General features: G+C 52.0%; 21 protein-coding genes, 1 other RNA gene and 1 other annotated feature. Of the genes, 4 read left to right on the forward strand and 18 right to left on the reverse strand.

The window, feature by feature from the left end:
- Window positions 1-39: 39 nt before the first annotated feature.
- The 5 genes from WMO29_RS05315 to WMO29_RS05335 are packed head-to-tail and all read right to left on the reverse strand — an operon-like array spanning window position 40 to window position 3,402.
- Window positions 40-1,038: a peptidylprolyl isomerase gene (locus WMO29_RS05315; protein WP_349164068.1), complete on the reverse strand. Its 999-nt coding sequence runs from the start codon at window positions 1,036-1,038 to the stop codon at window positions 40-42.
- A gap of 6 nt (window positions 1,039-1,044) precedes the next feature.
- Complete coding sequence (locus WMO29_RS05320) at window positions 1,045-1,308, reverse strand: glyoxalase (protein WP_349164069.1); 264 nt, start codon at window positions 1,306-1,308, stop codon at window positions 1,045-1,047.
- Between the two features lie 31 nt (window positions 1,309-1,339).
- Entirely contained in the window at window positions 1,340-2,125 is a 786-nt protein-coding gene (locus WMO29_RS05325; RefSeq protein ID WP_349164070.1) for an HAD family hydrolase, read from the reverse strand.
- Window positions 2,118-2,798 (reverse strand): HAD-IIIA family hydrolase, encoded by a 681-nt coding sequence (locus WMO29_RS05330; protein ID WP_178039478.1) that lies wholly within the window; start codon window positions 2,796-2,798, stop codon window positions 2,118-2,120. Before WMO29_RS05330 ends, WMO29_RS05325 begins: the two co-directional genes overlap by 8 nt.
- Window positions 2,788-3,402: a Maf family nucleotide pyrophosphatase gene (locus tag WMO29_RS05335; protein WP_178039477.1), complete on the reverse strand. Its 615-nt coding sequence runs from the start codon at window positions 3,400-3,402 to the stop codon at window positions 2,788-2,790. Before WMO29_RS05335 ends, WMO29_RS05330 begins: the two co-directional genes overlap by 11 nt.
- Before the next feature lie 165 nt (window positions 3,403-3,567).
- On the opposite strand from WMO29_RS05335, the gene WMO29_RS05340 reads away from it, so the two are divergent.
- Window positions 3,568-3,888: a hypothetical protein gene (locus WMO29_RS05340; RefSeq protein WP_349164072.1), complete on the forward strand. Its 321-nt coding sequence runs from the start codon at window positions 3,568-3,570 to the stop codon at window positions 3,886-3,888.
- A 41-nt stretch (window positions 3,889-3,929) separates the two neighbouring features.
- On the opposite strand, the gene WMO29_RS05345 is transcribed toward WMO29_RS05340, so the two are convergent.
- From WMO29_RS05345 to pckA, 5 genes are all read right to left on the reverse strand, one after another.
- The gene (locus WMO29_RS05345) at window positions 3,930-4,856 is read right to left on the reverse strand and encodes a YhjD/YihY/BrkB family envelope integrity protein (RefSeq protein WP_178039271.1); all 927 of its coding nucleotides are present in this window, start codon (window positions 4,854-4,856) and stop codon (window positions 3,930-3,932) included.
- A 48-nt stretch (window positions 4,857-4,904) separates the two neighbouring features.
- Window positions 4,905-6,437, reverse strand: a complete 1,533-nt coding sequence (locus WMO29_RS05350; protein ID WP_349164073.1) for a SpoIID/LytB domain-containing protein — start codon at window positions 6,435-6,437, stop codon at window positions 4,905-4,907.
- A gap of 61 nt (window positions 6,438-6,498) precedes the next feature.
- Window positions 6,499-6,679: non-coding RNA, 6S RNA (ssrS, locus tag WMO29_RS05355), on the reverse strand.
- A gap of 76 nt (window positions 6,680-6,755) precedes the next feature.
- The gene (locus WMO29_RS05360; RefSeq protein WP_349164075.1) at window positions 6,756-8,087 is read right to left on the reverse strand and encodes an MATE family efflux transporter; all 1,332 of its coding nucleotides are present in this window, start codon (window positions 8,085-8,087) and stop codon (window positions 6,756-6,758) included.
- A gap of 165 nt (window positions 8,088-8,252) precedes the next feature.
- Window positions 8,253-9,866, reverse strand: coding sequence for a phosphoenolpyruvate carboxykinase (ATP) (pckA, locus tag WMO29_RS05365; RefSeq protein WP_349164076.1), 1,614 nt, complete (start codon window positions 9,864-9,866; stop codon window positions 8,253-8,255).
- 472 nt (window positions 9,867-10,338) lie between these two features.
- Here pckA and WMO29_RS05370 point away from each other — a divergent pair, with 472 nt between their 5' ends.
- Entirely contained in the window at window positions 10,339-11,703 is a 1,365-nt protein-coding gene (locus tag WMO29_RS05370; protein WP_349164077.1) for a citrate/2-methylcitrate synthase, read from the forward strand.
- A gap of 103 nt (window positions 11,704-11,806) precedes the next feature.
- Here the strand turns inward: WMO29_RS05370 and WMO29_RS05375 are convergent, their stop codons facing one another.
- The 5 genes from WMO29_RS05375 to WMO29_RS05395 form a co-directional block, all read right to left on the reverse strand.
- Complete coding sequence (locus WMO29_RS05375) at window positions 11,807-12,154, reverse strand: hypothetical protein (RefSeq protein ID WP_349164078.1); 348 nt, start codon at window positions 12,152-12,154, stop codon at window positions 11,807-11,809.
- 59 nt (window positions 12,155-12,213) lie between these two features.
- Complete coding sequence (gene thrC / locus WMO29_RS05380; protein ID WP_349164079.1) at window positions 12,214-13,701, reverse strand: threonine synthase; 1,488 nt, start codon at window positions 13,699-13,701, stop codon at window positions 12,214-12,216.
- Window positions 13,702-13,877: 176 nt separating this feature from the next.
- A complete protein-coding gene (locus tag WMO29_RS05385; RefSeq protein ID WP_349164080.1) occupies window positions 13,878-14,675 on the reverse strand; it encodes a nitrilase-related carbon-nitrogen hydrolase in 798 nt (265 codons plus the stop codon).
- 182 nt (window positions 14,676-14,857) lie between these two features.
- Complete coding sequence (locus WMO29_RS05390; RefSeq protein WP_349164081.1) at window positions 14,858-16,516, reverse strand: 2-isopropylmalate synthase; 1,659 nt, start codon at window positions 16,514-16,516, stop codon at window positions 14,858-14,860.
- A gap of 168 nt (window positions 16,517-16,684) precedes the next feature.
- Window positions 16,685-16,977, reverse strand: a binding site (T-box leader).
- A 50-nt stretch (window positions 16,978-17,027) separates the two neighbouring features.
- Window positions 17,028-17,777 (reverse strand): cell wall hydrolase, encoded by a 750-nt coding sequence (locus WMO29_RS05395; protein ID WP_349164082.1) that lies wholly within the window; start codon window positions 17,775-17,777, stop codon window positions 17,028-17,030.
- A gap of 202 nt (window positions 17,778-17,979) precedes the next feature.
- Here WMO29_RS05395 and WMO29_RS05400 point away from each other — a divergent pair, with 202 nt between their 5' ends.
- A complete protein-coding gene (locus tag WMO29_RS05400; protein WP_349164083.1) occupies window positions 17,980-18,489 on the forward strand; it encodes a DUF6512 family protein in 510 nt (169 codons plus the stop codon).
- A gap of 138 nt (window positions 18,490-18,627) precedes the next feature.
- Here the strand turns inward: WMO29_RS05400 and leuD are convergent, their stop codons facing one another.
- Window positions 18,628-19,113, reverse strand: a complete 486-nt coding sequence (leuD, locus tag WMO29_RS05405; RefSeq protein WP_349164085.1) for a 3-isopropylmalate dehydratase small subunit — start codon at window positions 19,111-19,113, stop codon at window positions 18,628-18,630.
- A gap of 12 nt (window positions 19,114-19,125) precedes the next feature.
- Entirely contained in the window at window positions 19,126-20,394 is a 1,269-nt protein-coding gene (gene leuC, locus WMO29_RS05410; RefSeq protein WP_178038952.1) for a 3-isopropylmalate dehydratase large subunit, read from the reverse strand.
- 244 nt (window positions 20,395-20,638) lie between these two features.
- Here leuC and WMO29_RS05415 point away from each other — a divergent pair, with 244 nt between their 5' ends.
- A complete protein-coding gene (locus WMO29_RS05415; protein WP_349164086.1) occupies window positions 20,639-21,526 on the forward strand; it encodes a LysR family transcriptional regulator in 888 nt (295 codons plus the stop codon).
- Between the two features lie 52 nt (window positions 21,527-21,578).
- On the opposite strand, the gene glmS is transcribed toward WMO29_RS05415, so the two are convergent.
- On the reverse strand, window positions 21,579-23,417 hold the full coding sequence (glmS, locus tag WMO29_RS05420; RefSeq protein ID WP_349164087.1) for a glutamine--fructose-6-phosphate transaminase (isomerizing): 1,839 nt from the start codon (window positions 23,415-23,417) through the stop codon (window positions 21,579-21,581).
- Window positions 23,418-23,604 lie beyond the last annotated feature (187 nt).

Genomic DNA, 23,604 nt, shown 5'->3' on the forward strand with positions numbered 1-23,604 from the left:
GGGCGCAGGGGTTGCGTCCTTTTTTCTGTTCGTATATTATCAATTGCCGAAGTATTTGGTGTAGATGGTCATGAAGTTGGGGGCGGCTTCACCGCTGTAGTCGGCAAAGTGGACTTTGTTCCACTTCTGCCGGTTGAACTCGGATGGGGTGTCGGCCATCAAAGTTTCGTAGGCTTCGGTGAATTCTTCGTCGCGGCGTTTTTCTACCATGGTAATTTTGTTGGCTTCGGTGGCGTCGCGGTCGAAGTTGTTGACACATTTCAGGATATAGTAGCCGCCGGTGGTTTCGATGACGTCGCTTATCTGATCGTTTTCCAACGAGAAGGCTGCTTCTTCGTAGGCTGCTTCTTTTTCACCACGGCCTAAGGTTACGGTGGTCTGGCTGTCTCTATTATAAGCGGCGGCTACGGTACCGAAATCTTTGCCTTCGTCCAAGCGTGCTTTGACGATTTCGGCGTTGTCTAGGCTGTCCAGGCGGATCTGCTGGATGGTGATGATGCGGGCTTCGTCGTCGCTGACTTCCGTGTTCACGTCTTTGGTGATCTCGGTGTAGACTTTTTTCGATAATACATGGGCGGTGTAGAGGTCTTCTACGTCGCCTTTTTCGACTTTCATGTATTTTTTCTGTTCATCAGTCAGAGCGCTGTAATATTCTTCGGCTGCCTGGCTGATTTTTTCTTTTTCAGCATCGCTTAAGGTGACATTGTTCTCTTTAGCCAGCAGGGTTACGGCTTTGATAGAGGCCAGCTGGGCAATAATGGTATCTTTTACATATTCTTCCAATGTCACGCCGCCAAAGTCGTGCTCCCACATTTCCACGCCATAGGCGTTTTCATACTGCTGCTTGTAGTCCATGACGTAAATCATGGCTTCGGGCAGGGTGCAGACGCTTTTGCCCACTTTAAAGAGCTGATCGCCGGTCAGGCCGGTGGTCAGTACAATTTTTGTATTGCTCCATGTGCCGCAGCCGGTCAGGCTGCCCGTCAGTACGATGGCCGCAAGCAGGGCAGCCGCCCCCCGTCTGATGGTTTTTATCATTGTTTTTTATCCCTCCACAATCAGGTAGGTGCCGTCATCCAGGGCGAAGACTTCCGCGGTTTCTTCTACTTCTTCGTCGCTCATGCCGCTGACGTCCATACCGCTTTCTTCCAGATAGTCGCGGACGTCTTCCAGGCTGTCTACAACCACTGCCATGCAGTCCTCCAGAAATTCTTCCGCCTCTTCCAGGCTCTCCGCCACGAGTTCATCAAAAAGCTGACCCTGGTTCTTCAGAAATGTTTTCAGACATTCTTCTGTATATTCGTTCATTGTGTGCTCTCCTTTTTGTTTATATTCTATCCTACAACAGAGTGCGGAGTACTTTCAGTACGCCGTCGTTGACATTGGTATCCGTGATGTGCTTTGCCGCTTTTCTGACCGGTTCCGCCGCATTGGCTACCGCGTAGCTTTCCGTGGCCGCTGCCAGCATTTCCAGATCATTTAAGTTATCACCGAAAACCATGGTTTCATCAGGACTGATTTTCAGAATCTTCTGGATCTCCCGGATGGCGTGTCCTTTGTTGGATTCTTTGCTCATGAAATCCAGCCAGATGTCTCCTGCTATGGTGCAATGCAGACGCTTGGACCATCTGGGAACCATGTCCTCCGCCACTTTCTCAATGTCATTTTTCCGGTATACGGATATTTTATTGATATGGCGCTCCTCTGCCAGTACATCTTCCACAATCGTCAACCGGCTGTGGTAGCCCAGACGGATCAGATCCACGAACTCCTGATCCGTGCTTTCGGAGTAAAGTCCGCCGTCGGCGTCCAGGGCAAGGCTGGCTCCCGGAATCTTTCGCACTTCCTCTACCCACTCACAGACATCCTTCCAATCGATAACCTCCTCGGACATCAGATAGCCTCTGCAGCTTACATAGGCTCCATTTTCTGAAACGAAGATAATATCGTTTTTAACCGGCTCAAACAGTCTGACTATACTGGAATAGGGTCTTCCGCTGGCCGCCGCAAAGATGATATCTTTTTCCTTCAGTTTTCGAATAACAGCAAAGATCTCTGGATTGATTTCCGCGGTTCCCTCAGGAAGCAGAGTTCCGTCAATATCGCTGCATATCAGTTTAATCATGTATCTGTCCACCCTTTCTGTAGATCTCGGCAATTTCATCCGCCTGTCCCGCGATGGCGTCCGAACCGTTCTCCCGCAGCTCCCGCTCCTCACGGAAGCCCCAAAGCACACCCACTGTGTACATGCCGGCTGCGGTTCCAGTCTTCATATCTGTGCTGGTATCGCCCAGATACATGCACTCCTCCGGCTTTACGCCAAACTGCTCCGCGATGTAGAGAGCGCCTGCCGGATCGGGTTTTCTCGGGAATGCCCCGGACTGTCCCTGCACCCAGTCAAACAGCCCCTCCTCCGGAAATACGGTACGGATGACGTTTTTGGTGTTGGCGTCCGGTTTATTGGACAAAACGGCGAGCTTCGCGCCCTGTTTTTTCAGTTCCTTCAAGGCTTCCACGATGCCCGGATAAGGCTTTACGTTATGGAGACAGCCTTCTTTGAAATATTCCATGTAGCGTTCCCGCACCCGTTCAAAGTTCTCACACGCCTCGTCGCCGCCGAAGCGGAGCAGCCGCTGAATCAGGACGTCTACGCCGTCTCCCACAAAAATCTTATACTGCTCTGTCGCAGCTTCCCTCATTCCGAAATCCCGTAAAGCCCGGTTGGCACTCCAGGCAATGGACTCTACACTGTCACAGAGGGTACCGTCCAAATCAAAAATACATGCTTTAAAGCTCATAATATTCCTCCTCTTCCGTCTTCCGCAAATCCACGCCCTTTTTCAGAAGCTCCTGATAAAACCGGGCCGCCGGAAAGCCAACGACCGTGGCGTATTCTCCCTGTATTCCGCGGATATAGGGCATACAGCCGCCCTGTATGGCATAAGCTCCCGCCTTGTCCATGGGCTCGCCGGTCTCAATATAATCCTGAATCCAGGCGTCCGTCATGGGATACATGGATACCTTTGTCCCTTCCGCGAAATGCGCCAACGGCTCGCCGGTCACGGTATCGATCACCGCCACGCCCGTATACACCATATGGGACGCCCCCTGCAGCTCCTTCAGCATCCGAAACGCTTCTTCTTTATCATGGGGCTTTCCCAGAATTTTATTCCCACTGGCCACTACCGTATCGGATCCAATGACCAGCGCGGGCTCTCCTGTCTTGTCCGCCACTTCCCGGGCCTTCTGCAATGCCAGGGCTTTTACTGCCTCTACCGGGTCCGACGTCTCCAGTTTTTCTTCTCCGCAGGCCGGATGCACCTGGAAGTTCAGGCCCATATTGCTCAGAATCTCCCTGCGTCTCGGTGACGCGGAAGCCAGTATCAGTTTTCTTTTTTCCAATTTTTCACTCCTCTTTCCAGCTATGCCAGCTTTTTTACCGGCATACCACTTCTATTAGAGTAATATATAATTTTTAGATTGACAATAAATTTTTAATATTTTTTCGCTTTTCTTTTTTCCGGTTTCGTATTACAATAGAATAAATTTACAAGGAGGGACTGTATCATGAAGAAAATAGCAAAGATTTTTGGAGCAATCGCCGCAGTCGGAGCTGCCGTTGCAGGAGGAGTGGCGCTGTATAAAAAATTCATTTCCCCGAACGAGGATTTCGACGATCTGGTGGATGAGCTGGAGGACGAATTCGAGGACGAGGATCTGGACGCCGAGCCTTCGAAGACTGCTGACAGAAGCTATGTGTCCCTGACACCTTCTGAAGAATCCACAGCAAAAGAAGAGGACGCAGAAGAAGAGACTGCTAAAGCCCCAGAGAGCGAAGACGCTCCCGCTGCGGAAGAGGCTGCAGAAGCAGATGAGAAAGAGATATAAAAAATTCCCGACCGGACGCGCTGCGTCCGATCGGGAATTTTTTATATCTCTTTCTCTGCCTTTTCCTTCGCTTCTTCCCGAAGCTCCTTTTCCACTTCTGCCTGTTCCTTCTTCTGCTCCCGCAGCATCCGCCGGTAATAGGACACCCGCCGGAACTGATCCTCGAAGTAAGAATTGATCTCCGCGCCAATCAGAATGATATACATACAGAAATACAGCCACAGCATCACCAGCACGATGGTGGTCAGACTGCCGTACATATTGGCCAGACCCGGAGAATATTCCACATAAAGGGAAAATACGATAGAAAATACATACCAGCACACCGCCGCGAAAGCCGCGCCCGGAGCCTGCCGGATGAGCCGCACCTTCCGGTTCGGCACAAAACGGTACAGCACCATAAAGAGTACCGCCAGGATCCCGACGGACACCATGCCTTTCATTTTCAGGATAATCTCCGTCACATAGGTCAGAATCGGAATGTATTCCACCGCCATCTCGTGCAGGGAATTGCCAAAGACCAGAACCACCAGGGACAGGATAATCGCCACCACGAAAACCATCGTATATAACGCGGACTGCAGCCGCAGAATGATATAATTTCTGCGCTCCTCCACATTGTAAATCATATTCATCCCCTGTATCAGACCCATAAAGCCCTTACCTGCGGACCAGGCTGTCATGATCGCGGACAGGGAAATGGTAACTGCCGTCTTGCTGTATACCTCGTCTATAATTCCCAGCACGAACGAATCCATGCTGGGGGGAAAAATCATCTGTGCCGCTTTATAGATATCTGCAGGCGTCAGGGAGGTATACTGTACCAGCGTCACTAAAAGGATGATAAACGGGAAAAAGGACAGCATAATGAAGTATGCAGTCTGCGCCGCATACGCCCCCACACAGTCCTCCTGCATGGCATTCAAAAAGCCCATGATTAACTTTATGCATTTTTTCACAAACTTCATGATTCCCCCGTCATATTCTCGAATCTTTTAACCGTATCTTATATATTATCACATCTCCCTGATATCCGTCAATTCCACATCTGTGTAGAAAAAATGCAGGATTTCTCCGTAGCCTTTTCCCTGCTTCGCCATACCGTTGGCCCCGTTTTGGCTTAAGCCCACGCCATGGCCATAGCCACCGCCTGTGAACCGCCAGCCGGACAGCTCGCCCTTTTCATCAAACAGAGGCGTAATCCTCATGCAGGCGCTGGGCAGCAGCATGCCGCCCTCCACCCTGCTGCCGTCCCTTCGCCGGATGCTTCCGCCCTGTACATTCAGAAGGGCCCGGGCATTGTACTCGGTGCTGACCTCGATGGTATGACGGCTGCCGCGAATCTGAAGCTTTGTAACAGCTCCACCCTCGTTTCTCTCCAGCACGTCGATGCCCCGGATCCGCCCGATGGTTTTGATGGTACGGCTTTCCAGACGGCTTCCCAGGCGGGTCAGGACAGCGTTCGGATTGGCCGCGATACGCCCTGCCAACGCCTGATTCAGATTTTCCGAGAGTGTCTTGTTGTCAATCTCCGTCTCCCAGCGGTACCAGCTGATATCCGCGTCATAGCCGTCCGGGTGATCCGCCTCAAGAAATGCGTTAAATTCTTCTTCCTTACTTAAATCTACCGCTTCCCCGGCTGCGTCCACGGTCTTTCCGGCCAGATAGGGTGTCGCTGTCTGATCGCCGTCCCACCAGACCTCCTGATTGCCGGTTGCGCCGCAGGATGTGGAAAAATAGTATGCCGTAATCGGACTGCCCTGACAGGTCAGAATCTGCCCGGCGGTTTCTGCCACCGCCCGATCTGTGCCGGCGGTCCGGCCCGTGTTGCCGTAAACCTGGAAGCTGACACTGTCGTCCACATGAGCCTCGCAGTCCGGGTAGGCGTATGCGGAAAGCTCCTGATACGCATAGGTCCGGGCGCAGACCGCCTGGGCCTTCAGGGCTTCCATATGATAGCCGGATGGCATCTCACTGGGCACCACATAGGCCAGATATGTCTCCAGGGGCACCTCATTGACCAGATAGAAGCCCTCGTCCGCAGGCCAGATTTCCAACGCGCCCCCGTAAACGGGATGACCGGCATTTCTGGTCAGGGAAGCCACCCGGATGCCTACCTCTGCCGCCTGCGTCCGCAGACAACGCGGCCTGCCCTCCAGCGGTTCTCCGTTTAAATACAGCACGCCATCCTCCCCTGTCAGCTCCAGACGGTTTCCTTCCTCTATTGTTTCACCGGTATCCCGGTCCGTCAGGATCAGGTCGTTTCCGTTTTCTGAGATAAACGTTGCTTTTTCATGCAGCAATCCGGCGAAGCCGTCCGTCTTTAAAAGGACACGGATACTGCCGGTAAAAGGCAGCAGCTCCGGCTCCGGTTCTTCTGTCCCGGACTCACGCGCCCCGGGCGCTTCTTCCGTTTCCCTCCTGTCCGAAAATTCCATCTCTGTCTTATCCGCCGCGCCGCCATATTTCAGGCTCAGTATCACGCCTAAAATCAGGATTCCCATGGTCAGAATTCCCAGTTTTATCTTCCGGAGCTTCTTTCCTTCCATCCGCATTTTCCCTCCGAGCGCAAAAGAAAAGACAGCCGTCTCCGACTGCCCTTATCTTTCTTGTAAACCCAAAGTGCCGTTTCCGCGATTTTGACGCCTAGCTAATGCTAGGTGGGTAACCTCAACTGCCTTTCTGCCTTCCACTGCACAATCGGAGGCCTGACATCCGGACAGAAATGTTGGAATCCCATGAACGTAAATGTAGGTTCAAAATAGCGGGTTCACGCACACCCCAGGAATTCATTCCGTTTCACTTATAAGTTACTCAACTCATGAAATTATTATACTGCAAATGATACTATTTGGCAACAGAAAAAATTAAAGCTTACTTACCGCTTTTTTGTAAATCACAAACGCGGCCGCCGCGGTCGCCCATTCGGTCAGCCAGAAGCCGTGCCAGACGCCTGCTGCGCCCAGGAAACGGCTCAGGATGAAGCCTGCCGGAACCAGGAGTACCAGGTAGCGGAGCAGGGAGATTATCAGGGACGGCACGCCCAGGCCCAGCCCCTCCAGGACGCCGCCGGAGATAATGGATACAGAGGAAACCAGAAAACCGGCGGAAATCAGTCTGAGCGCCTGGGCTCCCATTTCCACGGTTGACGCGTTTTTGGTAAAAAGGCCGAATAATTCTTCCGGGAACATCAGGCAAATCACCGTTCCGAAAGCCATGATGACCGCCGCCAGTGTCAGCGCCGTCCGGTAAATTTTCCGCACCCGCTGCTCCTCTCCGGCGCCATAGTTATATCCCACTAACGGGCGGATGCCCTGCACGATGCCATTTGCGGTCAGATACAGGAAGGTCTGTAGTTTATAATATACGCCCAGCACCAGCACATAGACGTCTGAAAATCCGGCAAGAACCGCGTTTAATGCGGAAATTGTCAGAGATGGTACCGCAAGATTCAGGGTGGCCGGAATGCCCACGCTATAGATACGGCTCAGCACATCCTTTTCAAGGCTCAGGGCTTTTCTGGTGATTCGCACCGGAATCGGGCGTACAACATAAATGATCAGATACACAGCCACACTGACGGTCTGTCCGATGCCCGTTGCCAGGGCTGCGCCCTCGATACCCATAGCCGGAAAGGGTCCAACGCCGAAGATCAGCAGCGGATCCAGAATAATATTGCTGATACAGCCTGCCATGAGGCTTACCATGGACACCTTCATCCTTCCTACTGCCTGAAAGATTTTCTCAAAGCTCAGGCTAAAGGAAATCATCACCGCAAAGGCAAAAACGATGCGGGAATACCGCAGCGCATAGTCGATAACCCCTGTATCCTTCGAATACAACCACAGAAAGCCCGGCATCACCAGCAGACAGATGAGCATCAGAATCAGGCTCTGAACCGCATTGATGAAAAAGCCGGCAGAAGCCGCCCGATCCGCCTGCTCCTTTCGCTGTGCCCCCAGATAGAAGGCAATGGTGGCGTTGATGCCGACGCCAAAGCCGATGGTAATCGCATTGATCAGATTTTGAATCGGATAGACCAGGGACAGGGCCGTCATGGCCTCCTCGCTGATGCTGGCTACAAAATAGCTGTCCACGATATTGTACAGGGAATTGACCAGCATGGAAAGCACCATGGGCAGGGACATCGAAAGCACCAGACTCAGAATCGGTTTCTCTTTCATGAAAGCATCGTTCATTTCGTATCTCCTCTTATTTTCCCGCATAAAAATACCACACAGATATGATCTCTCATATCTGTGTGGCGAAAAGCAGAATCACTCCGGAAAAATCCACTTCCCTTTCGGGTTTTAATGGAGTCATTCTAACATGTTCTTTTTTTCCTGTCAATCCCTTTGTATAAATTAGAGCTGCGGACCTGCTGCAACCAGTGCCTTGCCGTCTGCGTTGCTCTCATATTTTGCAAAGTTCTTGATGAAACGCTGTGCCAGATCCTTAGCCTTTGCATCCCACTCTGCAGCATCTGCGTATGTATCACGCGGATCCAGAATGCCTGAATCAACTCCCGGAAGAGCTGTCGGTACCTCAAAGTTGAAGTACGGAATGGTCTTGGTCTCTGCGTTCAGAATATCGCCGTTCAGGATAGCGTCGATGATTCCACGGGTATCCTTGATGGAGATACGCTTGCCTGTGCCGTTCCATCCTGTATTTACCAGGTATGCCTTAGCGCCGCTCTTCTTCATCTTCTTAACCAGCTCATGAGCGTACTTGGTCGGATGCAGCTCCAGGAATGCCTGGCCGAAGCATGCGGAGAAGGTCGGTGTCGGCTCTGTAATTCCACGCTCGGTTCCTGCAAGCTTTGCAGTAAATCCGGACAGGAAGTAGTACTCAGTCTGCTCCGGCGTCAGAACGGATACCGGCGGAAGTACGCCGAATGCGTCTGCGGACAGGAAGATAACGTTCTTCGCGTCCGGACCGGAAGAAATAACATTTACATTCTGCGCGATCTTCTCGATGTGATTAATCGGGTAAGATACACGTGTATTCTCTGTAACACTCTTATCTGCGAAGTCAACCTTGCCGTCCTTGTCCAGAGTTACGTTCTCCAGAAGAGCGTTTCTCTTGATGGCATTGTAGATATCCGGCTCAGACTCTTTGTCCAGGTTGATAACCTTTGCATAGCAGCCGCCCTCGAAGTTGAATACGCCGTTGTCGTCCCAGCCGTGCTCGTCATCACCGATCAGAAGACGCTTCGGGTCGGTAGACAGAGTTGTCTTACCTGTTCCGGAAAGACCGAAGAAGATAGCGGTGTTCTTTCCTTCCATATCTGTGTTTGCAGAGCAGTGCATGGAAGCGATGCCCTTCAGCGGCAGATAGTAGTTCATCATGGAGAACATACCCTTCTTCATCTCTCCGCCGTACCAGGTATTGACGATAACCTGCTCGCGGCTGGTGATGTTGAACATAACTGCGGTCTCAGAGTTCAGACCCAGCTCCTTGTAGTTCTCTACCTTTGCCTTGGATGCGTTGTATACAACGAAGTCCGGCTCAAAGTTCTCCAGCTCCTCAGCGGTCGGCTGAATAAACATATTGGTTACGAAATGAGCCTGCCAAGCTACCTCTACGATAAAACGGATAGCCATGCGTGTGTCCTTGTTTGCGCCGCAGAATGCGTCTACTACGTACAGCTTCTTATCGGACAGCTCTTTCTTTGCAATATCCTTTACTGCAGCCCATGCTTCCTGAGTTGCCGGATGGTTATCGTTCGGATACTCCTCGGATGTCCACCATACGGTGTCCTTGGAATTCTCATCCATAACGATGAATTTATCTTTGGGGGAACGTCCGGTATAAATACCTGTCATAACGTTCACTGCGCCAAGCTCGCTCTCCTGGCCCTTTTCAAAGCCTTCCAGACCCGGCTTTGTCTCCTCTTCGAAAAGCATCTCGTAAGAAGGATTGTGTACGATCTCTGTGGTACCTGTGATACCATACTGAGTTAAATCAATCTTTGCCATCTTTCACTCGACCTCTTTCTTTGTATTATATGTGTCAACTAAAGGGTCCCTCTGCATGTAGCTGCCATCCTGCATACAGGGCTTACCCGCCCACGCCACTTATTATCACATCTTGTGAAAAAAAAGTCAAGGAAAAGTACTTAAAATAATACAATTTATTTCGCCAGAATTGACGCGCAGTAAAAAAGGATGCAACTTTCTGTAGGCGAGCTAGCTCTCCTACAGAAAGTTGCATCCGTTCGTCCGCATTCTCATTTGTTACCATTTTCTTAAAAATCTGTAAACTTTCTGTTTTTCGCATGATTTTCTGTCCACTTTATGATATGATAACTCCAATACGCGGCGGAACAGTGTCTGTGCAAAGTAATTCAATGAATACTCTTTCATATCCGCCCGGCAGGCATATCTGAACATCACAAAACACCCGTTATCAACAGAACACCTGTTATATTTTAGAAAGGAGCTTTTGCCCATGCAGATCAATTCATATTCCGAAATCACACCCGAAATTCTGGATCTCTCCCGCTTAAGCGAGAAAACCAGCCAGATTAACACAGAGCTTTATAAAAAATACGATGTAAAACGGGGACTGCGCGACATCAGCGGTCAGGGCGTGCTGGCCGGTCTCACGGAGATCGGCGAGATTCACGCCTACGATATGGTGGACGGTAAGCTGGTTCCCTGCGAGGGAAAGCTGTTCTACCGGGGCATGGATATCGAGGAGCTGGTGCGTGGCTTCGTATCGGAAGGCCGCTTCGGCTTCGAGGAAATCACCTATCTGCTGCTCTTTGGGGAACTGCCGAATCCGGACGAGCTGGCCTCCTTCCGGGAGCTTCTGGGCTCCTACCGTTCCCTGCCCACCCATTTTGTCCGGGATATCATTATGAAAGCTCCCAGCAAGGATATGATGAACACCCTGGCCAGAAGCGTCCTGACCCTGTACTCCTACGACAACCGTGGCGACGACATCTCTATTTCCAACGTACTTCGCCAGTCCCTGCAGCTCATTGCCCTGTTCCCGATGCTCTCGGTCTATGGCTATCAGGCTTACGCCCATTACCACGATGGCAAGAGTCTCTACATCCACCCGCCGAAGCCGGAGCTGTCTACAGCGGAGAATATTCTTTACACCCTGCGTCCCGACAGCAGGTACACAGACTTCGAGGCCAAGATTCTCGATATCGCCCTGGTGCTTCATATGGAGCACGGCGGCGGTAATAACTCTTCCTTCACCACCCATGTGGTCTCTTCCTCCGGTACCGACACCTACTCCTCGGTGGCTGCCTCTCTTGGCTCCTTAAAGGGTCCCCGGCACGGCGGCGCGAATATCAAGGTGGTGCGGATGTTCGAGGATATGAAGCAGCAGGTGAAAGACTGGACCAATGAGGAAGAGGTAAGCGCTTATCTGCGTGCTCTGCTCCACAAGGAAGCCTTTGACCATGCAGGACTTATCTATGGAATGGGCCATGCGGTCTACTCCCTCTCTGACCCCCGTGCGAACATCTTCAAATCCTTTGTCAAGCGTCTCTCCGTGGAAAAGGGACGGGAAGAGGAATTCGCCCTTTATTCCATGGTGGAACGGCTGGCCCCCCAGATCATCGGCGAGGAACGCAAAATCTACAAAGGCGTCAGCGCCAATGTGGACTTCTACAGCGGCTTTGTATACAGCATGCTGGATCTTCCCCTGGAGCTCTACACCCCGATCTTCGCCATGGCCCGTATCGTGGGCTGGAGCGCCCACCGCATCGAGGAGCTGGCGAATAACGGCAAGATCATCCGTCCGGCATATAAGAGCGTGGCCGAGCGGCAGGAGTATGTGAAGCTCGCTGAGCGCTAATCCGCTTTCTCCCGGCAGAATGAAAAAACAGCCTTCGGCGGTCAGATTTCTGTATTTCTGATCCGAAGGCTGTTTTTTCATTCTGCCGGGATCCTCACATATTTTACCAGAACTTTTCGGTTCCCTTTCGCGCCATCAGCGCGAACCAGATCAGGATCAGCAGAAATACAAACATCATTACATTGTAAAGCATAGAGGGAAGCGGTGTCACATAGCTATTGACCAGCCCCATGCCGCCATAAGCTACCGCACCCACTCCAAACACCAGCATCTTCGGCGCTATATAAGCCTTGTAACCTTCCAAATCCTTACACTTTTTCAATTCAATATCCTTACTCATCAGGACTTCCTGCTTAATCTCACCCTTTTTTTTCATAAGAAACCAGGCATACAGCATATAGACGCCGGCCCCCACAAAAATAATATCCAGAAAACTCCATATATTATCCATGTTTTTACCTTTGGCTGCCCTCTCTCCCGGGGACAGCGCTTCCTTTTCTTTTTTTGAGCTTACATACCGAGAAACGCCTTTACAGCCGCCTTCATATCCGGTACCTCTACCACCGTATCATGAAGAACCGGCGCGGTGCGGATCTCTTCCACTGCCTTCGGCACCTCTACGCCGGAAAGCCGGGATAGTTCATCCGCCAGTGCGAAGTCATCCTTGCCCTCGCAGTCCACGCCCATGGCCTCCAGAACGCTTCTGGTGAACTTGAAGGGGCTTGCGGTAGACGCGATCACAGCTTTTGTCCGGTCTCCTGTCTCTGCCTGATACTTCTTATATACACAGTCCGCTACCGCCGTATGGGTATCGATGACATAGCCATTTTCATCATACAGATCGTGAATGGTCTTCGCAGTCTCCTGCTCCGTCGCGTAATTTCCATAGAAATCACCCAGCTTTTCCCGCATGGCCGGGGTAATCTCATACTTTCCGCTCTCACTTAAGGACTTCATGAACGCTGCGTCCGCTTTGTCGTCGTGACCGGCGATACGGTAAATCAGACGCTCCAGGTTGCTGGAGATCAGAATGTCCATGGACGGGGAAGTGGTCAGCACAAATTTCCGGTTCCGGTCGTAGCTGCCGGTCCGGAAGAAATCGTAAAGCACCTTATTGTCATTGGAAGCGCAGATCAACTTCGCGATGGGCAGCCCCATCTGCTTCGCGTAGTAGGCCGCCAGGATGTTACCGAAGTTGCCGGTGGGGACGACCACATTGATCTTCTCGTTCTTCTCAATTTCCCCATTTGCGTATAATTTCGCGTAAGCATATACATAATACACAATCTGCGGAACCAGACGGCCGATGTTAATAGAGTTCGCAGAGGAGAACTGGAAGCCTGCCGCGTCCATTTCCTTCGCCAGATCCTTATCACCGAAGATGGCCTTTACCCCGCTCTGGGCGTCATCAAAATTGCCATGGATACCGATGACCTTCACATTCTTACCCTTCTGGGTCACCATCTGCTTCTCTTGTACGGGGCTGACGCCGTTCTTCGGGTAGAATACCACAATTCTAGTACCAGGCACATCGGCGAAGCCTGCCATAGCTGCCTTGCCGGTATCGCCGGAGGTAGCAGTCAGGATCACGATCTCATTTTTCACCTGATTCTTCTTTGCGGAAACGGTCATTAGATGGGGCAGGATGGAGAGCGCCATATCCTTGAACGCGATGGTGGAACCATGGAACAGCTCCAGGAAATAAGCGCCGTCCGCCTTCACAAGCGGCGCGATCTCCGGCGTATCAAACTTCTCGTCGTAAGCGCTGTCGATGCAGTGCTTCAACTCCTCCTCTGTAAAATCCGTCAGGAACTTGCTCATAACCGCGTAAGCTGTCTCCTGATAGCTCATCTTTGCCAGCTCATCCAGACTTACATTCAGTGCCGGAATCTCCATCGGCACAAACAGACCGCCGTCCGCGGAAAGGCCCTTTAAGATAGCCTGGGAAGCAGTTACCTGCACACTGGAATCTCTGGTACTTCTGTATAACAAATCCATAGTAGTTGTCCCCTTTTCTTGTATTCTGATCACTGCATCTGCTGAACTGCCCTTTTTCAGGAGCGAGATCGCAAATCGTGATTCTTTGTTCTCACAAAATTCCCGCTTATTATACCAGATCATAGGAACCGCGTCAATGCGCAGCTCTTTATTACGTTAAATCATTACGTCAAAAGTTAAATATGCAGCCCATCCGCCAGCTTTCGGTACAGCTCCGGCTTCCGGTCAATCTTTGCCGGGAACGCTGCCCGGTATTTCCGCACCATTTCCAGATCCAGGTCAGCCACCAGCAGTTCTTCCCTTCTTCCGCCATGGGCCAATTCCCGTCCCAACGGATCTACAATCATGGAATCCCCGCTGTACACCGAGGTTCTGGCATGTCCTACCCGGTTGATTCCGGCGATGTAACACTGATTCTCGATGGCGCGGGCTTTTAAAAGGGTCTTGAAATGCTCCACCCGGTCCTCCGGCCAGTTGGCGGGAACCACGATAAGCTCCGCCTGTGGGGAGGCAAGCTGAAAGATCTCCGGAAAGCGCAGATCATAGCAGATAAAGGGAGCTATGGTCCAGTCGCCTACCTTACAGAAGCTTAGGGAATCGCCGCCTGCGTAATGCACTGATTCTGTTCCGAAGGTAAAGGGATGGATCTTCCGGTAATCCGTCAGAATCTCGCCCTTGGGACTTATCATTGCATAACGGTTATAGGACTTGGGCTCCCGGTATTCTACGTAACCCACACCGATGTAGAGGCCGTATTCCACCGCCTTTTTCGCAAAATAGTTCAGCGTCTCCGGCTCCTCCGCCGGTTCCCCGATCTTCTCCGGATGCATGGAAAAGCCGGTCATGCTCATTTCCGGAAATAGGATAAGCTCCGCCTGTCCTTCTCTCGCTTCTTGCAAAAAGCGCTCCGCGCGCTCAAAATTTTCGTATTTTGCCTCCCAGAGAGGCTCCGTCTGTGCCAGTGCGATCCGCATACCCGTTTCTTTCCTTTCCTTTTTTCTTCTTATTTTGTATTATAGTCCATTCTATCCGGCATTTCCACAGGACTTTGAAAAACCACAGTTTTGGCACAGCATGTCCGCCACAGACGTACATATAAAATGAGGCCTCTGAACGTGGAGAGACCTCATTTTTCCGCTTGTTTTTATCCTGTTTTCTATGCCACGGAATTGTTGATGGCTGTCAGCAGCGCGTCGATGGAGGCACGGATGATATCCGGGTCCACGCCTGCGCCCCAGGCCAGGGTTCCGTCCGGCTTCTGGAGACCCACATAGGCGATAGCGCGGGAGCTGGAGCTCTGCTCCAGAGCGTGCTCCTGATAAGTAACCAGGCTGTACTCCAGGCCGTATCCCTTCTTAAGCGCATTGCTGACTGCGTTCAGACGACCGTTTCCGGTAGCGTAGAGAACCTGCTTTTCTCCCCGGTACTCGGTATGTACCTCTGCCGTGATACCGTCCACCTGCTTGAAATGTACTTCCGTGATATTGTAGGGAGCCGTAATGCCCTCGAACTTCTTCTTGAAGATCTCGAAGATCTCCTCCGGCATCAGCTCCTTGTTCTGGTGATCGGACGCGTCCTTGGCCGCGTAGCCCATAGCCTCGCGCATCTTCGGCGGCAGATTGAGACCGAAGTTGTGCTCCAGAATGTAGCCCACGCCGCCCTTGCCGGACTGGCTGTTGATACGGATGACGTCTGCGTCGTAGTTGCGGCTCACGTCGGTGGGATCGATGGGCAGGTACGGTACGGTCCAGTGCTCCGGGTCGTTCTCCACACGGTAGTTCATGCCCTTGGCGATGGCGTCCTGATGGGAACCGGAGAAGGCTGCGAATACCAGCGCTCCTGCGTAGGGGCTTCTCTCATTGACCTTCATGCCCGTGAACTTCTCATAAGCCTCGCAGATCTCCGGCATGTTGCTGAAGTCCATCTTCGGATCCACGCCCTGGGAATACATGTTCATGGCCAGGGTTACCACATCCACATTACCGGTACGCTCGCCGTTGCCAAACAGGGTTCCCTCCACACGATCAGCGCCAGCCAGCAGGCCCATCTCAGTGTCCGCCACGCCGCAGCCACGGTCATTGTGGGGATGCAGGGAAACGATAACGTTCTCGCGGTATTTCAGGTTCTCGCACATGTACTCCACCTGGCTTGCGTATACATGGGGCATGGAGTGCTGTACAGTAACCGGGAGGTTGATGATGGCCTTCTTATCTGCGGTAGGCTTCCATACATCCAGAACGGCATTACATACCTCCAGCGCGTACTCCGGCTCCGTTCCGGTGAAGCTCTCCGGGCTGTACTCGAAACGGAAGTTACCCTCAGTCTCGTCCGCCAGCTTCTTCAGAAGCTCCGCGCCGTCCACGGCGATCTTCAGGATCTCTTCTTTGGATTTATGGAATACCTGCTCCCGCTGTGCCACGGAAGTGGAATTGTATACATGAACAATGGCCTGCTTTGCGCCCTCCAGCGCCGCAAAGGTTTTGCGGATGATGTGCTCTCTGGCCTGGGTCAGTACCTGGATAGTCACGTCGTCCGGAATCAGATCCTGCTCAATCAGGGTACGCAGGAACTCATACTCGGTCTCAGACGCCGCCGGGAAGCCCACCTCGATCTCCTTGAAGCCTACTTTGCAGAGGAGCTTGAAAAAGCCCACCTTCTGCTCCAGAGTCATGGGAACCACCAGCGCCTGGTTGCCGTCACGCAGATCCACGCTGCACCATACGGGAGCCTTGTCTACGTAATCCTTCTCGGCCCACTTCATACAGGGGTACGGCGGTAAAAAGTACTGTCTCTGGTATTTCCTGTAATTCATCATACTGTTTTCTCTCCTTTTGTTCTGTGTGTTGTGTTATTCTGCATTTCGATAATAGATATGCGGTATGGCAACCTACAGGAACGTGGATTTCCGCAACGAGATAAAATACGCTTCGCGACTTTGACTCGTTGCTCGCGTAAAAAAATCCGCCTCCGTCAGCCTGCTGCCAACGGAGACGGAAGACTTATTCGCCTTACGCGGTACCACTCCATTTTCGTGAATCTCATTCACACTCTCATCGGATACGGATTCTTCATCAATACAATTATCGAACCTTATATCCTCCCCGCTGTAACGGTCGGGCTCCGTCTGCGTCTACTTTCCGATTTTCTGAAAATCAGACATCGGATTTCGGACAGCCGCTCTGAGGTCAGTTCCCATTCTCTCTTCCGCTGCTTCACACCAGCCAGCAGCTCTCTGAACTCCAAGGGAATCGTACTACTCCTCGTCCTCGCATTTATCTAATATCTGTAGTCTAGGATAGCAAATGTCGCTGTTATTGTCAACCCCTTTATAGATAAAACTCATGCCCATGGTAAGCAAAGAGCAGCGTCAGGTGCTCCCGGAACCACTTAAGGTTTCCGGCGTCAGCCAGGGTGGGGTTTACGAAATAGAGAGCGCCTTCGGAGACGTCCTCGCCGGTCAGAGCCCGGGCTACGGCGGCGCGGGTGGCGTCGGAGACGGTGACGCGCGCTATCTTGCCAGTGTGTACCGGGGAGAACTGGGCTTTGCCGTTCTTCCGCTGGTAGACGACTTCGCTTACTGTATTCGGAAAGGCTGCGCTTCGGACGCGGTTCAGGACCACGTTGGCCACCAGCAGACGGCCTGTCTCATCCTCGCCGGAGGCTTCGGCCTCCACGATGCGCAGGAGGGCGTCATAGTCCTCCGCGGTGATGACGTAAATGCTATTCTCCGGAACGGCCAGTTCCGGCTGCACTGCGGCAGCTTCTGTCACCGGTTCTGTCTCTGCTGTTTCTTCCTCCAAAATTACGGTCTGATCTATCTCTTCCTCCGGCCAGTCTGCCTGTGCCTCTGCGTAAGTCTGCCGCATCCGGCCGGAATCTACACGGTTCTCCGCCACAGCGCCAAGCAGCTCTGTCCCGATTCCCCGGAGCACCCCGGCGGTATCATCCTCTGTCGATCTGTCAATACTTTCACTTTCGTAAGAGATTTTCGCTTCCACATCCTTCGTATCGGCGGACACCATCAAAAGCATGCCTGCCAATCCCAGCACGATTGCACTATCTCTTAGTCTGTTCATATGCCCTATTATAAAAATGCCGCGGGAGTTCGTCAACCCGTTTGTAACAATTTTGTAACAGTTTTTGTATTTTTCTTCCTATATTATCCTTTTTATGAATAATTCCTGTGAAATAAACAAAAAATATTTTTCATAGGACAGACATTTTGGAGTCTTTTCTGTTCTAAACTGAAATGTGGCATTTTATCGGAGGAGGATTTGTATGAAAATCCGTGAGCGCATCAACCTGGCTGCCGGGATTCTGTTTACGCTGATCATCGGCACGCTGTTACACTTCACCTATGAATGGAGCGGGGAAAACCCTTTTGTGGCTCTCTACTCACCAGTCAATGAGTCAGTCTGGGAACACTTAAAGCTTTTGTTTTTTCCTGTGCTGCTCTATACCTTTTTTGAAATCATCGTGCTGTATAAGACCTCCGGGCATTTTCTCACGTCCCGGCTTCTGGCGGTCTGCATTGGAATGTTTTTTATCGCGTCCGCTTTTTTCACTTACACCGGACTGTTGGGGCGGGATTTTCTGGCGCTGGATATTCTGATCTTTATCTTCAGCGTCCTGCTGACCTTTTTTCTGTCCCGCTGCTTTGAAGTGCGCTGCCCCGGCCTCAGGCTGCCGCTGCTGGCGGTCTATGTGCTGCTGCTTCTCCTCGTCATCTGCTTCTTTTCCTTCAGCTTCGCGCCGCCGGAGCTGCCGCTGTTTACGCCGCCTGCATAAAATGAAAGAAACAAAAGCCACAGAAAAAGCATGAGATTCTGAAAATCTGTCAATTTCAAAATCTCATGCTTTCCTTATGTCACGAAATATCCGCAAGGCACTGCCGATGGGCAGCGGCTCCCGATACTCGATTTCTCTTTATTTCTGATTAATGTAGTTAATCAGTCCCTCGGCCTTAATAATCTTCTGCATAAATTCCGGGAAGGCCTGACCCTGGTACTGCTTGCCGCTGGTGCGGTTGTAAATGATACCGCTGTCGAAGTCCACCTCTACCTCGTCTCCGTCCTGAATATTCTTTGCCGCCTCCGGACACTCAATGATCGGAAGTCCGATATTGATGGCGTTGCGGTAAAAGATACGCGCGAAGGTCTCCGCGATAACGCAGGAAATGCCGGACACCTTGATGACCAGCGGCGCGTGCTCGCGGGAGGAGCCGCAGCCGAAGTTCTTGCCTGCCACCATGATATTGCCGGGCTGTACCTTCTTCACGAAATCCCTGTCGATATCCTCCATGCAGTGCTCCGCCAGTTCTTTGGGGTCTGCGATGGCCAGATATCTGGCGGGAATGATTACGTCTGTATCTACATTGTCTCCGTATTTAAATACTTTTCCTTTTGCCTGCATCTTTTCTTCCTCCTATAATCCAAGCTCTGCCGGTGCGCTGATTTGTCCGGTCACGGCGCTGGCTGCGGCTACGGCCGGGCTTGCCAGATATACCTCGGAATCCACGTGTCCCATACGGCCTACGAAGTTCCGGTTGGTGGTGGATACGCAGCGCTCGCCTGCTGCCAGAATTCCCATATATCCGCCCAGGCAGGGTCCGCAGGTGGGTGTGCTGACCACAGCGCCCGCCTCGATGAAGATCTTTAAGAGTCCCTCGTCCATAGCGTCCATGTAGATCTTCTGGGTTCCCGGAATCACGATGCAGCGAAGTCCCTTCTTCACCTTGCGGCCTTTCAGAATCTCAGCGGCTGCACGCAGGTCGTCGATACGTCCATTGGTACAGGAACCGATGACTACCTGATCGATCTCTACCGGATCGGTGATTTCGTCGATGGTCTTCGTATTCTCCGGCAGATGCGGGAATGCGACGGTGGACTTTAATTCGCTCAGATCGATGGTGTACTCCTCATCGTACTCTGCGTCCGGGTCTGCCTCGTAAATCTTATATTCCCTCTTTGAATGCTCCTTCATATAAGCAATGGTCTTCTCATCCACCGGGAAGATGCCGTTCTTGCCGCCTGCCTCGATGGCCATGTTAGCGATGGTGAATCGGTCATCCATAGACAGATTTTTGATTCCCTCGCCCACAAATTCCATGGATTTATAAAGGGCACCGTCTACGCCGATCATGCCGATGATGTGCAGGATTACATCTTTACCGCTGACCCATTTGGAGGGCTTGCCTACGATATTGAATTTAATGGCGGACGGTACCTTGAACCAGGCCTTGCCGGTGGCCATGCCTGCTGCCATGTCGGTGCTTCCCACACCAGTGGAAAACGCACCCAGGGCTCCGTAGGTACAGGTGTGTGAATCTGCACCGATGATGCAGTCGCCTGCTACGGTCAGTCCTTTTTCCGGAAGCAGCGCATGCTCGATGCCCATTTCTCCCACGTCGAAGTAATTGGTTACCTCCTGACGACAGGCAAATTCACGGACGCATTTGCAGTTTTCCGCGGATTTGATGTCCTTGTTCGGAATAAAATGATCCATAACCAGGGCGATTTTGTCCTTATGAAATACGTCCTGTCTGTTCAGCTTCTGCATCTCGCGGATAGCTACCGGTGTGGTGATATCATTTCCCAGAACCAGATCCAGATCGGCCTCAATGAGCTGTCCCGCTTTTACCTCGGGAAGGCCGGCGTGCGCCGCAAGGATCTTCTGTGTCATTGTCATTCCCATGATTTTGTTCTCCTTTTATCTGTAGTTTCTGCACATCTGTGGAAATAAGCTCCTTTCGGGTATGCAGTCTTTATTTTCAGCTTCTTGTATTCTAGCACATTTATTGATATAATCAAAATACATATTAATAATATTTATTATAACTATAAGTTATGTTTTAAAGGATTAGGAATAACCTGATGATTCCTGCAGAAATTCTTTGCAGCGTCAGGCTTCTCTCTCTTTTATAGAAAGGATTTGAATCATGAACCAGAATCTATCCCTCTACCGCATTTTCTACACCGTCGCCCTGACCGGCAACATCTCTCACGCCGCCGACGAACTCTTTATCAGCCAGCCCGCAGTCAGCAAGTCTATCCGAAAGCTGGAGCAGTCTATGAACACGGCTCTCTTTACCCGGTCCTCCCGGGGGGTTCAGCTGACCGAAGACGGGGAACTGCTTTTCTCCCATGTAAAATCAGCCTTCCAGACCCTGGAGAATGCGGAAAATCAGCTGCGTCTCCGCCGAGAGCTGGGCATAGGGCAGCTGCGCATCGGAGCCAGCTCAACCCTCTGTAAATATGTTCTGATGCCCCGGCTTAAGGATTTTATCAAAACCCATCCGCACCTGCGGGTGACCATTTCCTGCCAGGCCACTAACCAGACTTTGCAGATGCTGGAAAACAGAGAGCTGGATCTGGGACTGACCGGGCGGCCGGAGGAGACCGGGACGCTGCTCTTCTCTCCGGTCATGGAGATCCAGGATACGTTTGTGACTACCCGGGATTATCTCGACAATCTGGCCCGGCAGCTGGGGCAGCCTGTTCCCGAGAATCTGACTGCTGAGGATTCTGTTTCTTTCATAAAAAATGGCGTCCTGATGCTGCTGAATCGGGAGAATCTGACCCGGCAGTATCTGGACGCGCATATGAAGGAGCATACGCTGTTTCCGGAAAATGTGTTGGAGACAACTTCTATGGATCTGCTCATTGATTTTGCCCGGGTGGGGTTGGGGATCGCAGGTGTGATACGGCAGTTTGTGCAGACGGAGCTGCAAAGCGGTTCTCTCATCGAGCTGCCGCTGCCTTTTCCTATTGCTCCCCGGGAAATCGGGTTTCTGTGCAGGGAAGAGGCGGAGTATAAAAGGATTTAGCTTGTGTACGGACAGGAGAAGAACCGCTCCCTACCGGAACACGCAGATTTTCCTACTCTACTGTCACGCTCTTCGCCAGGTTCCGGGGCTTATCGACGTCCAGGCCTCTCGCTACGGATACGTAGTATCCGATGAGCTGGAGTGGGATCACGGCCAGGGAGGCCGCGAAGTGCTCGTCGGTCTTCGGGATGTAGGTGACGAAGTCGGCAGTGTCTTCAATGTTGTAATGACCGTAGGTGGTCAGGCCCATCAGGTATGCGCCGCGGCTCTTGCACTCGACCATATTGCTGACAGTCTTTTCGTAGAGGTCGCTCTGGGTCAGGATACCGATGACCAGGGTGCCGTCCTCGATGAGGCTGATGGTGCCGTGCTTCAGCTCACCCGCGGCGTAGGCCTCGGAGTGGATGTAGCTGATTTCTTTCATTTTCAGGCTGCCCTCCAGGGAGATGGCGTAGTCGATGCCGCGTCCGATAAAGAAGACGTCGTGGGCTGCGGCCTGCTTGGAGGCGAACCACTGGAGGCGCTCTTTATCCTGAAGTATCCGGGTGATTTTCTCCGGCAGAGTTCCCATTTCCGCGATCAGGCTCCTGTAGCGGTCTTCATCGATCGCGCCGCGTACCTTCGCGAACTGGACAGCCAGGATGTCGCAGGCCAAAAGCTGGGTGCTGTAGGCCTTGGTGGTAGCCACAGAAATCTCCGGTCCGGCCAGGGTGTAGAAGACGTTGTCTGCCTCACGGGCGATGGAGGAGCCAACCACATTTACGATGGCAAGGGTACGGATACCCATGCTTTTAGCCTCACGAAGAGCCGCCAGGGTGTCTGCGGTCTCGCCGGACTGACTGACAAGGATAACCAGTCCCTTTTTGTCCAGCAGCAGGGTCCGATAGCGGAATTCGGACGCCAGCTCCACACGGACCGGGATTTTCGCCAGATCCTCGATGACATACTGGGCGGACATGGCCGCATGATATGCGGAGCCGCAGGCCACCATGTATATCTGGCTGATATCGCGGATTTCTTCCTCGGAAAGTCCCATCTCGGACAGATCGATTGTGCCATCCTTTACCACAGAGTTCAGGGTATCCTGTAAGGCTTTTGGCTGCTCGTGGATCTCTTTCATCATGAAATGCTCGAAGCCTGCTTTTTCCGCCGCTTCGGCGTCCCATTTAATCTCCACCGGCTCTTTCTCGATTTCGTCGCCATCCAGGTTATAGAAGGTAATTTTGCCCTTCTGCAGACGGCCCAGCTCCAGGTTGCCGATGTAGTAGACGTTGCGGGTATATTTCAGGATGGCGGGAACGTCGGAGGCCACGAAGCACTCGCCGTTCTCCATGCCCAGAATCATCGGGCTGTCCTTGCGGGCCACGTAGATCTCCTCCGGATAATCTTTAAACATCACAGCCAGCGCATAAGAACCGCGGATACGCACCATGGCATGGTTGATGGCGTCTACCGGGGTGCCCAGGTATTTCTTGTAATAATAGTCAATTAATTTAATCGCCACCTCGGTGTCGGTCTGGGAATAAAACTGGTAGCCCTTGCGCAGCAGCTTATCCTTCAGCTCCTGGTAGTTCTCGATGATGCCGTTGTGTACGCCGACCACATTGCCATCGTCGCTGCAATGGGGGTGGGCATTATTCTCCGAGGGCTCGCCGTGGGTCGCCCAACGGGTGTGGCCGATGCCGCAGTCGCCTGCCAGCGCCTGACCGCCATTGGTCTTCTCAGCCAGAATCTTCAGCCGTCCCTTTGCTTTCACTACTTCAATGGCTCCGTCGCCGTCCCGCACCGCCATTCCGGCGGAATCATAACCTCTGTACTCCAGCTTGGACAGTCCGTCCAGCAGAATCGGCGCTGCCTGATGATTTCCCACAAATCCTACAATACCACACATACTCCTTTAATCCTCCTGTTATTCCTTCAGTTTATGCTCCGTTATACAAATTGACAATTTTACCTTTGTCGGATGCCAGGAATCGGTACCGACTTGTTATTGGTATTGTAGCAGATAATTGATAAATTGAAAAGTACAAATTGATTTTTGATTAAAAAGTGCAAATATCATTTTTTAGTTAATTAAA

Origin of the sequence: Laedolimicola intestinihominis (assembly GCF_040096155.1) — a bacterium.
Classification (GTDB): Bacteria; Bacillota; Clostridia; order Lachnospirales; family Lachnospiraceae; genus Laedolimicola; species Laedolimicola intestinihominis.